13 protein-coding genes are annotated in these 10,619 nt (G+C 64.5%); 10 read left to right on the top strand and 3 right to left on the bottom strand.

Translation table 11 applies throughout. The features are described 5' to 3' along the window. The first annotated feature begins 33 nt into the window (after positions 1–33). The 5 genes from QM712_RS25035 (at position 34) to cynS (ending at position 4,840) form a co-directional block, all read left to right on the top strand. A complete protein-coding gene (locus tag QM712_RS25035; RefSeq protein ID WP_415025825.1) occupies positions 34–912 on the top strand; it encodes a sulfurtransferase in 879 nt (292 codons plus the stop codon). A gap of 118 nt (positions 913–1,030) precedes the next feature. Continuing rightward, positions 1,031–2,413 (top strand): CmpA/NrtA family ABC transporter substrate-binding protein, encoded by a 1,383-nt coding sequence (locus QM712_RS25040; protein WP_415025826.1) that lies wholly within the window; start codon positions 1,031–1,033, stop codon positions 2,411–2,413. A gap of 157 nt (positions 2,414–2,570) precedes the next feature. Further along, the gene (ntrB, locus tag QM712_RS25045; RefSeq protein ID WP_415025827.1) at positions 2,571–3,410 is read left to right on the top strand and encodes a nitrate ABC transporter permease; all 840 of its coding nucleotides are present in this window, start codon (positions 2,571–2,573) and stop codon (positions 3,408–3,410) included. Between the two features lie 5 nt (positions 3,411–3,415). After that, positions 3,416–4,336: an ABC transporter ATP-binding protein gene (locus QM712_RS25050; protein WP_415025828.1), complete on the top strand. Its 921-nt coding sequence runs from the start codon at positions 3,416–3,418 to the stop codon at positions 4,334–4,336. A gap of 15 nt (positions 4,337–4,351) precedes the next feature. Continuing rightward, entirely contained in the window at positions 4,352–4,840 is a 489-nt protein-coding gene (gene cynS, locus QM712_RS25055) for a cyanase (RefSeq protein WP_050629156.1), read from the top strand. 51 nt (positions 4,841–4,891) lie between these two features. Here the strand turns inward: cynS and purB are convergent, their stop codons facing one another. Both purB and QM712_RS25065 read right to left on the bottom strand, forming a co-directional pair. After that, complete coding sequence (gene purB / locus QM712_RS25060) at positions 4,892–6,322, bottom strand: adenylosuccinate lyase (protein ID WP_415025829.1); 1,431 nt, start codon at positions 6,320–6,322, stop codon at positions 4,892–4,894. Positions 6,323–6,412: 90 nt separating this feature from the next. Continuing rightward, on the bottom strand, positions 6,413–6,736 hold the full coding sequence (locus tag QM712_RS25065) for a DUF1476 domain-containing protein (RefSeq protein ID WP_415025830.1): 324 nt from the start codon (positions 6,734–6,736) through the stop codon (positions 6,413–6,415). A gap of 318 nt (positions 6,737–7,054) precedes the next feature. Here QM712_RS25065 and purC point away from each other — a divergent pair, with 318 nt between their 5' ends. From purC to QM712_RS25085, 4 genes are read left to right on the top strand one after another with little or no spacing between them, the layout of a single operon-like run. Then, entirely contained in the window at positions 7,055–7,822 is a 768-nt protein-coding gene (gene purC / locus QM712_RS25070; protein ID WP_172782948.1) for a phosphoribosylaminoimidazolesuccinocarboxamide synthase, read from the top strand. Positions 7,823–7,835: 13 nt separating this feature from the next. Beyond that, positions 7,836–8,075: a phosphoribosylformylglycinamidine synthase subunit PurS gene (purS, locus tag QM712_RS25075; RefSeq protein ID WP_024340886.1), complete on the top strand. Its 240-nt coding sequence runs from the start codon at positions 7,836–7,838 to the stop codon at positions 8,073–8,075. Next, positions 8,075–8,776 carry a phosphoribosylformylglycinamidine synthase subunit PurQ gene (gene purQ, locus QM712_RS25080; RefSeq protein WP_415025831.1) on the top strand — a complete coding sequence of 234 codons (702 nt, stop codon included), beginning with the start codon at positions 8,075–8,077 and terminating at the stop codon, positions 8,774–8,776. Before purS ends, purQ begins: the two co-directional genes overlap by 1 nt. After that, complete coding sequence (locus QM712_RS25085; protein ID WP_415025832.1) at positions 8,773–9,744, top strand: tripartite tricarboxylate transporter substrate binding protein BugD; 972 nt, start codon at positions 8,773–8,775, stop codon at positions 9,742–9,744. The genes purQ and QM712_RS25085 overlap by 4 nt, the downstream gene beginning before the upstream one ends. Before the next feature lie 65 nt (positions 9,745–9,809). On the opposite strand, the gene QM712_RS25090 is transcribed toward QM712_RS25085, so the two are convergent. Then, positions 9,810–10,289 (bottom strand): PaaI family thioesterase, encoded by a 480-nt coding sequence (locus tag QM712_RS25090; protein ID WP_415025833.1) that lies wholly within the window; start codon positions 10,287–10,289, stop codon positions 9,810–9,812. A 183-nt stretch (positions 10,290–10,472) separates the two neighbouring features. Here QM712_RS25090 and QM712_RS25095 point away from each other — a divergent pair. Continuing rightward, positions 10,473–10,619 (top strand): hypothetical protein (locus QM712_RS25095; RefSeq protein ID WP_415025835.1); only part of this gene is annotated, 147 nt, incomplete at its 3' end.

The following is a 10,619-nucleotide window of genomic DNA, read 5'->3' on the forward strand; positions in this document are numbered from 1 at the left end:
CCAAGACCACCCCACCTCAACGGAGAGGCCGCCATGACTGACGTTCTGATCACTGCCGTCGAACTCGCCGATCTCTTGAAGACCGAACCATGTGTCGTGATCGACACCCGCAATCCCGATGCCTATGCCGCCGGGCATCTTCCCAACGCCGTCAACGTGCATGAGATATTCACGTTCCTCGCGACCTCGACGCCGGAAGGCATCAGCGAGTTGAAGACGAAGTTCGCCGAGGCCTTCGGTGGTGCCGGCCTCTCCGGCAAGGAAACGGCCGTCGTCTACGAGCAGTCGATGAATTCCGGCTTCGGCCAGTCCTGCCGCGGCTATTACCTTCTCACCATGCTCGGCTATCCCAAGGTGAAGGTGCTCCATGGCGGCTTCGACGCCTGGTCCGCGGCCGGCTTCCCGGTGACGAAGGACGTTCCCGCGCCGGCGAAAGCCTCGTTCGCGATCGTGCCGGAGGCCGGCGAGATCCTGATCGATGCGAAGACCATGCTCGGCGCCGTGGGCAAGCCCGGCATCGCCATCCTCGATGTGCGTGACGTCGACGAGTGGATCGGCGACAGCTCGTCGCCCTATGGCAAGGACTTCTGCCCACGCAAGGGCCGCATCCCCGGCGCGGTGTGGCTGGAATGGTACCGGATGATGAAACCGACCGGAGAAGGCCCGCGCTTCAAGTCCAAGGACGAGATCCTGGCGGAATGCGCCACCGTCGGCATCTCGCAGACGACACCGGTCTATCTCTACTGCTTCAAGGGCGCGCGAGCCTCCAACACGTTCCTGGCGCTGAAGAATGCCGGTGTGAAGGACGTGCGGATGTACTTCGGCTCCTGGAACGAGTGGTCGCGCGACCCGTCGCTGCCGATCGAGCAGGGCCTTCCGGTCGCTGCCCAGGTAACGGGCAAGGCGGCATAGAACCTGCATGTTTTCCGTGGCCCGGCCGCACGAGGAGCGGCCGGGCCACGTTGGAATTCGACCTGGCGCGGCGGGCCACGACGCCCGCCGTGCAGGTGTGACAAAGGGGCGCAGCAGCATGTCCACGTTCGACGATCCGTTCGATGCCGACCACGGTCTTCAGTCCGGCTGCGTGTGCGGTCAGCACCGTTCGGCTGTCGAGCACGAGCGAGCGGCGCCGAGCCTGCGCTGCGATCCCGTTGCGAGCGAGGAGACACGCTACGAAGGCGTGGTGGCATCCGCCGTGATGCGCGCGATCTTTCCGCAAGACGTGGCGCGTCGCCAGTTCCTGAAGTCGGTCGGTGCGTCGACTGCGCTGGCTGCGCTGTCTCAATTCTTCCCGATCAAGACGGCGACGGAGGTGTTCGCGGACACCGGCACGCCGGAGAAGAAGGACCTCAAGGTCGGCTTCATTCCGATCACCTGCGCCACGCCGATCATCATGGCGGCGCCGCTCGGGTTCTATTCCAAGCACGGCCTCAACGTCGAAGTGGTCAAGACCGCCGGCTGGGCGGTGATCCGCGACAAGACCATCAACAAGGAATACGACGCCTCGCACATGCTGGCGCCGATGCCGATCGCGATCTCGCTCGGTCTGGGGGCGAACGCCATTCCCTTCGCCGTGCCCGCGATCGAGAACATCAACGGCCAGGGCATCGTGCTGTCGATGAAGCACAAGGACAAGCGCGATCCGAAGGACTGGAAGGGCCTGAAGTTCGCGATTCCGTTCGACTACTCCATGCACAATTACCTGCTGCGATACTATCTCGCCGAGCATGGGATCGATCCCGACACCGACGTGCAGCTGCGCTCGGTGCCGCCGCCGGAAATGGTCGCGAACCTCCGCGCCGACAACATCGACGGCTTCCTTGCACCCGACAACATCTGCCAGCGCGCGATCTACGACGGCGTCGGCTTCATGCACTTGTTGTCGAAGGAAATCTGGGACGGGCATCCCTGCTGCAGTTTCGCGGCGAGCCGCGAATTCATCACCACCGCGCCGAACAGCTTTGCGGCCCTCACGCGCGCCATCGTCGACGCGACGGCTTATGCCTCGAAGGCCGAGAACCGCAAGCAGATCGCGGAAGCCATCGCGCCTGCGAACTACATCAACGCGCCCGTGACGGTGCTGGAGCAGGTTCTGACCGGCACCTATGCCGACGGGCTCGGCGGGGTGAAGACCGATGCCAAGCGCGTCGATTTCGATCCGTTCCCCTGGCAGTCCTTTGCCGTCTGGATGCTGACGCAGATGAAGCGCTGGGGCCAGATCAAGGGCGATGTCGACTACAAGGCCGTCGCCGAACAGGTCTATCTGGCGACCGACACGAAGAAGCTGATGACCGAGATGGGTCTGTCACCGCCGGCGAGCGCCTACAAATCGTTCGCCGTGATGGGCAAGACGTTCGACCCCGAGAAGCCGGACGATTACGTCGCGGGCTTCAAGATCAGGAAGGCGTCGTGAGGAAATCTACACCGTCGTCCCGGCGAGGGCCGGGACCCATATCGCGGAATGTCTCCGCCGTGAGCGGTCCGAGTCCCGAACGACCGGTCGTCGTCAAACGTCTCCCTGTGATGGGTCCCGGCCTTCGTCGGGACGACAGGGGGAGGGGTCTCGTCGCATGACCACCTCCCTTCGCCTCCGGGCCGGCCTCGTCTCCATTGCGCTGCTCGCGGCCTTCCTCGGCATCTGGCATCTTGCCACGCGCTCGGCGGCGCCGGTCGCCACGATGAGTCCGGAATATGCCAAGCTGATGGGGCTGACGGCGACGCAGGGCAAGTCGGCCATGCCGGGCCCGCTCGATGTCGGCGCGAAGCTTTGGGAGCACCTGAAGCGGCCGTTCTACGACAACGGCCCCAACGACAAGGGCCTCGGCATCCAGCTCGCCTATTCGATCGCGCGCGTCGGCACCGGCTATCTCCTCGCGGTGCTGGTGGCCATCCCGCTCGGCTTCCTCATCGGCATGTCGCCGCTGCTCAGCCGGGCGCTCGATCCCTTCATCCAGGTGCTCAAGCCGATCTCGCCGCTGGCCTGGATGCCGCTCGCGCTCTACACGATCAAGGATTCCTCGATTTCGGCGATCTTCGTCATCTTCATCTGTTCGATCTGGCCGATGCTGCTCAACACAGTCTTCGGCGTGGCCAGCGTGCGCAAGGAGTGGATCAACGTCGCGCGCACGCTGGAGGTCGGCACGTTCAGGCGCGCCTTCACCGTGATCCTGCCCGCGGCGGCGCCGACGATCCTGACGGGCATGCGCATCTCGATCGGGATCGCCTGGCTCGTGATCGTCGCGGCCGAGATGCTCGTCGGCGGCACCGGCATCGGCTATTTCGTCTGGAACGAGTGGAACAACCTCTCGATCACCAACGTGATCATCGCGATCCTGCTGATCGGGATCGTCGGCATGCTGCTCGACCAGATCCTTGCGCGTTTCACGCGCATGGTCACGTTTCCGGAGTAGGGGCCGTGACCGAGAAGTTCGTCTCGATCGAGGGCATCGCGAAGCGCTATCCCGGCGCGGGCGGTGCGACGACGGTGTTCGAGAATTTGTGGCTGTCGATGGCGCGCGGCGAGTTCTGCTGCGTGATCGGTCACTCCGGCTGCGGCAAGACCACGGTGCTCAACATTCTCGCTGGCCTCGACGCGCCGAGCGAGGGCGCGGTCATCGTCGACGGCCAGGCGATCTCGGGCACGAGCCTCGACCGCGCGGTGATCTTCCAGAGCCACGCGCTGCTGCCCTGGCGCACCGTGCTCGGCAACGTGGCTTACGCCGTGAGCTCGAAATGGCGCAGCTGGGACCGGACCAGGGTCAAGGTGCATGCGCAGACCTTCATCGATCTCGTCGGCTTGACGGGTTCGGAGCACAAACGTCCCTCCGAGCTGTCGGGCGGCATGAAGCAGCGCGTCGGCATTGCGCGGGCGCTCTCGATCACGCCGAAGATGATGCTGATGGACGAGCCGTTCTCGGCGCTTGACGCGCTGACGCGCGGCACGCTCCAGGACGAGGTGCGGCGCATCTGCCTGGAGACCGGCCAGACCGCGTTCATGATCACTCATGACGTCGACGAGGCGATCTATCTCGCCGACAAGATTTTCCTGATGACCAACGGTCCCGGTGCGGTGCTCGCCGAGGTCGTTGAGAATCCGCTGCCGAAGGATCGCGGCCGTACCGACCTGCACCGTCATCCGCTCTATTACGCGCTGCGCAACCACATCATCGATTTCCTGGTCACGCGCAGCAAGACGTTCGCCGCCGAGACGCCCGACCACGATCCCCGCAACGTGCCGCTGGTCCACATCGGCAAGCCTGGCCTGACGGTCGCAGCGGGCGGCGACGAGCCGCGACAGACCTGGATGCCCGGGACCAACCCCGGATTGAGTGCCTAACAAGGAGACGCCAACATGAAACGCGAAGACCTCACCGAGAAGCTGCTCGACATCAAGCGCGAGAAGGGCTGGAGCTGGAAGCACATCTGCGAGAAGATCGGCGGTTACTCGGAGGTGCTGATCGTCGGCGCGATCCTCGGCCAGATGAAGCTGACGAAGCCGCAGGCCGCCAATGCCGGCGAGCTGTTCGGCCTGTCGAAAGCCGAGACCGCCATGCTGAACGAGGTGCCGATGCGCGGGACCGGCACGCCGATGCCGCCGACCGATCCCTTGATCTATCGCTTCTACGAGATGGTGATGGTGAACGGTCCGGCCTGGAAGGCGCTGATCGAGGAGGAATTCGGCGACGGCATCATGTCCGCCATCGACTTCGACATGGCGATGGAGCGTGTCGCCAACCCGAAAGGCGACCGCGTCAAGATCACGATGTCGGGCAAATTCCTGCCGTACAAATATTACGGCGCCAGCGGCAACGTACCGGAGTACGGGTTCAAAGAGGGCTGAGAGACGAATGGCGAGCAGCGAACCGTTCGCTCCTCGCCGCTCGTCATCCGCTTACAGGATCGCGCCGGGCGTGTACCTGGCCGCGTCGGGCTTCGCCTTCGCGAGCGCGTCGACCTGTTCGGCGAAGTAGTCGACCTGAGCGCCGGCGTCGCCGGAATTGGCGCGGCCGTGGTCGAGCACGCGCTGCAGCTCCGCCTCGCTCAAGCCGAGGCGCTGGTCGGCCGCTAGACGTTGCAGCAGGTCGTTCTGCACGATCTTGCCGGTGCGCAGGTCGCGAATGGCTGCGACCGCGTGTTCCTTGATCGCCTCATGCGCGCCCTCGCGGCCGGCACCCTTCTTCACGGCCTCCATCATGACCGTGGTGGTCAGCAGGAAGGGCAGATAGCGGTTGAGCTCGGTCGCGACGACGGCGTCGAACACCTCCATCTGGTCGAGCACCGAGAGCAGGGTCTCGAGCAGCCCGTCCATGGCGAGGAAGGCGTCCGGCAGCATGACGCGGCGGACGACCGAGCAGGAGACATCGCCCTCGTTCCACTGGTCGCCGGCGAGGCCCGCGGCCATGGCGAGATAGCCCTTCAGCACCACATGCAGGCCGTTGATGCGCTCGCAGGAGCGGCTGTTCATCTTGTGCGGCATGGCGGAGGAGCCGACCTGGCCCTTCGCGAAGCCTTCGCTGGCGAGCTCATGGCCCGCCATCAGGCGCAAGGTCTTGGCGAAATTGCCGGGACCGCTCGCAAGCTCGGTGAGAACGCTGACCGCACGGAAGTCGAGGCTGCGCGGATAGACCTGGCCGACCGCATCGAAGCTCTTCGGCAGGCCGAGGTGGACGAGGATGCGCTGCTCCAGCGCGCGGGCCTTGCCGGCATCGCCGTTGAACAGCGTGATCTGGTCGAGCCGCGTGCCGACCGCACCCTTGAGGCCACGCGCGGGATAGGTGTCCAGCACGTTGACGAGGCTCTGATGGGCCAGCAGCATCTCCTCGCCGAACATGGCGATGCGTTTGCCGAGCGTCGTGACCTGTGCGGCCACGTTGTGCGTGCGCGCTGTGAACGGCACGTCGCGCAATTGCCTTGCGTGCTTGGCGAAACGGATCAGCGCGGCAATGCTCTTGGTCTCGACGAGCTGCAGCCCGCGATAGACCTGCAGCTGCTCCACGTTCTCGGTCAGGTCGCGGCTGGTCATGCCCTTGTGCAGGTGTTCATGACCGGCGAGATCGCAGAACTCCTCGATCCGGGCCTTGACGTCGTGGCGGGTGATGCGCTCGCGCCGCATGATGGAGTCCAGGTCGACCTGGTCCTTCACGCGCTCGTAGCTTTCGATCACGCCGTCGGGCACCGGGATGCCGAGATCGCGCTGGCCCTTGAGCACGGCGATCCAGTAATCGCGTTCGAGCCGGACCTTGCCTTCGCCGCTCCAGATGGCGCGCATGGCGGGCGAGGCATACCGTTGGGCGAGGACGTTGGAAATGTGATCCTGGGACATGCCGCCCATTTGGCATTGCCCGGGCCCCGCCGCAAGCCGTCATGGCGCGAATGGCGCACGGGATTGCGCCATCCGCCCCTGATCGTCAGCCTATTTCCCGGCCTTCACCTCGGCCGCCGCCACCGCGATCAATTCGCTCATCTTGGCGCGAATCGCCTGCTCGGTGACCGCGACGTTCTTGGCGGCGAAATCGGCCATGACCTTGCGCAGGACGTCGCCATCGCCGGCTTCCTCGAAATCGGCCGCGACGACCTCCTTGGCGTAGGCGGAGGCGGCCTCGCCGGTGATGCCGAGCTTTTCGGCCGCCCACAGCCCGAGCAGCCGGTTGCGGCGGGCTTCCGCCTTGAATTTCTGCTCCTCGTCGAGGGCGAATTTCTTCTCGAATCCCTCCTCGCGCTTGTTGAACTCGCTCATGCCTGTGTTCCCCTGCTGAATCGAAGCTGGGGCCGTCGTTGCGACGGCCTGGGTGCATGCCTAGATAGAGGGCGCGAATCGGCAAAACAACGAGCCGTTAAGCCGCAGGCAAGGTGGTATAAGTCAGCGTCGGATGGGCCGGATCGATTGTGCTGGGACAGCCAATCGGATAGGTTGCCTAAAGGCTTGGTTCCCGTTCTGTTTCCAATGGTTCCAGATGGGTTCCTGGCTGTTCACGGCAGCTCCGCTGTGGGTCTCAATCCTAATCAACCGGAGCACACCAGATACATGGATTTCAACAAAACACGGTACATCCCCATGAGCCGTCGGCGTCGCATTTATGAAGGCAAGGCAAAGGTCCTCTATGAAGGTCCGGAGCCGGGCACCCTGATTCAGCATTTCAAGGATGACGCCACCGCGTTCAATGCGAAAAAGCATCAGGTGATCGAGGGCAAGGGCGTCCTCAACAACCGGATCTCGGAGTACCTGTTTCAGCACCTCAACGACATCGGGGTGCCGACCCATTTCATCCGCCGCCTCAACATGCGCGAGCAGTTGATCCGTGAGGTCGAGATCGTGCCGCTGGAGGTGGTGGTGCGGAACGTTGCCGCCGGCTCGCTGTCGCAGCGCCTCGGCATCGAGGAGGGCACCCAGCTCCCGCGCTCGATCATCGAATTCTACTACAAGAACGACCAGCTCAACGACCCGATGGTGTCGGAAGAGCACATCACCGCCTTCGGCTGGGCGACCCCCCAGGAAATCGACGACATCATGGCGCTCGCCATCCGCGTCAACGACTTCCTCACCGGTCTCTTTCTCGGCATCGGCATCCGTCTCGTCGACTTCAAGATGGAATGCGGGCGCCTGTTCGAGAACGAGATGATGCGCATCATCGTCGCCGACGAGATCTCGCCGGACTCCTGCCGGCTCTGGGACATCAAGTCGAACGAGAAGCTCGACAAGGACCGCTTCCGCAGGGACCTCGGCGGCCTGCTCGAAGCCTATACGGAAGTGGCGAAACGCCTCGGCATCCTCATGGAGAACGAGCGTCCGCAGGGCACCGGTCCGGTGCTGGTGAAGAGCTGAAGAGGATCCTGACGTGAAGGCACGTGTCACCGTTACCCTGAAGACGGGCATCCTCGATCCGCAAGGCAAGGCCATCGAAGGCGCGCTGAAATCGCTCGGCGTCGACGGCGTTGCCAGCGTCCGCCAGGGCAAGGTGTTCGACATCGAGCTCGCCGGTGCCGACAAGGCCAAGGCGGAAGCCGCGCTGAAGCAGGCCGCGGACAAGCTGCTCGCGAACACCGTGATCGAGAACTATCGGGTCGAGCTGCTCTGATGAAAGCCGCCATCCTCGTCTTCCCCGGCATCAACCGCGAGCGCGACATGGCTCGCGCGCTGAAGCTCATCTCGGGCCACGAACCCGCGATGGTCTGGCACGCCGAATCGTCGCTCCCGGCAGGCACCGATCTCGTGGTCGTACCGGGCGGCTTCTCCTACGGCGACTATCTGCGCTGTGGTGCGATTGCGGCGCGGGCGCCGGTGATGGACGCGGTGCGCGACTACGCGGCGAAGGGCGGGCTCGTGCTCGGCGTCTGCAACGGCTTTCAGATCCTCTGCGAGTCCGGCCTGCTGCCGGGCGTGCTGATGCGCAACGCGCGGCTGAAGTTCATCTGTCGCGACGTGCATCTGCGCGTCGAGCGCTCCGACACGCCGTTCACCCGCGGCTACAACGCCGGTCAGGTGATTCGCGTGCCGGTCGCCCACGGCGAGGGCAATTACGAGGCGGACGAAGAGACCATCAAGCGGCTCGAGGGCGAAGGCCGGGTGCTCTATCGCTATTGCTCGGCCGTCGGTGTCGTCGACGAGAGCCACAACATCAACGGCGCCGCGCATTCCATCGCCGGCATCGTCAACGACAAGGGCAACGTGCTCGGCATGATGCCGCATCCCGAGAACCACGTCGAAGACATCATGGGCTGCACCGATGGTCGCGGCCTGTTCGCCGGCCTCGCCCAGCATCTGGAAAAGGCCGCGTGATTGCATTCCTGCTGAAGCGGTCTCTCGCCGCGATCGCGGCCCTTTCGCTTGCGACGACCGCCTTCGCGCAGGACTTCCCCAAGCGTCCGATCACCATGATCGTGCCGTTCGCGGCCGGCGGCACCTCGGACGTGATCGCCCGTACCGTCGCCGAGCAGATGGGCATTGCCCTCGGCCAGACCATCGTGATCGAGAACGTTGCCGGGGCCGGCGGCTCGACCGCGCTGGCGCGGGCGTCCCGCGCCGAGCCGGACGGCTACACCATCGCGATCGGCAATGCCGGCACCAATGCCGCGACCTACACGATCTATCCGAAGCTGCCGTTCACACCGGATTCCTTCGTTCCGATCGCAATGGTGGCGAAGACGTTCGGCATCATCGCGCTGCGCAAGGACTTCCCGGCGAAAGACCTGAAGGAGTTCATGGCCTACGCCAAGGCCAATCCCGGCAAGATCAATCTCGGCCATGCCGGCGTCGGCTCGTCGAATTACCTGATCTGCAAGAGCTTCGTCACCGCCGCCGGGATCGACGCGACGCTGGTCGGCTATCGCGGCGCGGCGCCCGCGCTGACGGATGCGATCGGCAGCCAGATCGACGGCGTCTGCGACGCGGCGGCCTCCGTCTCGCAGCCGATCAACGAGAAGCTGGTGAGGGGGCTCGTGGTCGGCTCGACCGTGCGGCTCGGCACGCTGCCCGATCTGCCGACGTCCGCTGAGGCGGGCCTTCCTGAATTCGAGGCGCAGGGCTGGAACGGCCTTTTCGCGCCGAAGGGCACACCGCCTGCGGTCATCGCCAGGCTGAACGATGCCGCGCGCACGGCGGTCGAGACCGACGCGGTGAAGAAGCGTTTTGCCGAGTTGTCGACCGTTGCACCGGATCCCGACGAGCATACGACGGATGTGCTGCAGAAGCTCGTGACGCGCGACGTCGAGAAATACCGGAAGATGCTGGCGGACGACGCCAAGTAGCGGGCTTCGCCGCAGGTCCTGTGAGCGTGGCTCGCGAAGCGGCCGGCCCGGAGAATGGTGCCGCGCTATGTGTTCGCGGGCGGGGCCTGCTTTCGCTTCGTCCGCTTGATCGTCCCGGAGAACGTGAACAGCGGCCTTCCGCCGGCGGTCAGCTTGCCGCGCAGGAAGATCAGCGAGCCGCCGGCGCGGGACACTTCGCCGGTGCATTCGATCAATTCGCCCTCACGCGCCGCGTCGAGGAAATCGCAGGCGAAATTCGTGGTCACGGCCGGTGCGTCGAGCTCGTGGGTGGCGAGCGCGAATAGGCAATAATCGGCGAAGGCCATGAAGCACCCGCCGTGGACGTTCTTGGAGCCGTTGAGGTGCTTTTTCTCGACCCGGAAGGCGCAGCGGACGCTGCCGTCGTCCTCGATCTTGTGCCAGAACGGGCCGATATGGCTCTCGAAACTGTCGCGAATCCAGGTGCGCCAGCCCTTGAATTCCCCCTCGGTGGCCATGTGCAGGTCGGGGCGCCGGGTGGACGGGACTTTGGTCAATTCGTGCAAGGAAATGGGCCTTCAATTACGGGTCTTTTGCCCTTAAATCCGATCCGTCAGCGCCTTGCAATTCCTGATCCCGCCGACCCCGCCTGCAAAACGTGGGACAGCGGGAAAATGCGTCATAAAGGGCTTTTCCAAGCCCCCCGATGTTCCTAAGAACGGCCAACGCCTGCCGAAAGCCCTGGATCCATGAAGAACGAACCCAAGATCACCCCCGAACTGGTTGCCGCCCACGGGCTCAAGCCCGACGAGTACGAGCGCATCCTGAAGCTGATCGGGCGGGAGCCGACCTTCACCGAGCTCGGCATCTTCTCGGCGATGTGGAACGAGCACTGC

The sequence above is a fragment of the Bradyrhizobium sp. genome, from assembly GCF_047605465.1.
GTDB lineage: Bacteria > Pseudomonadota > Alphaproteobacteria > Rhizobiales > Xanthobacteraceae > Bradyrhizobium.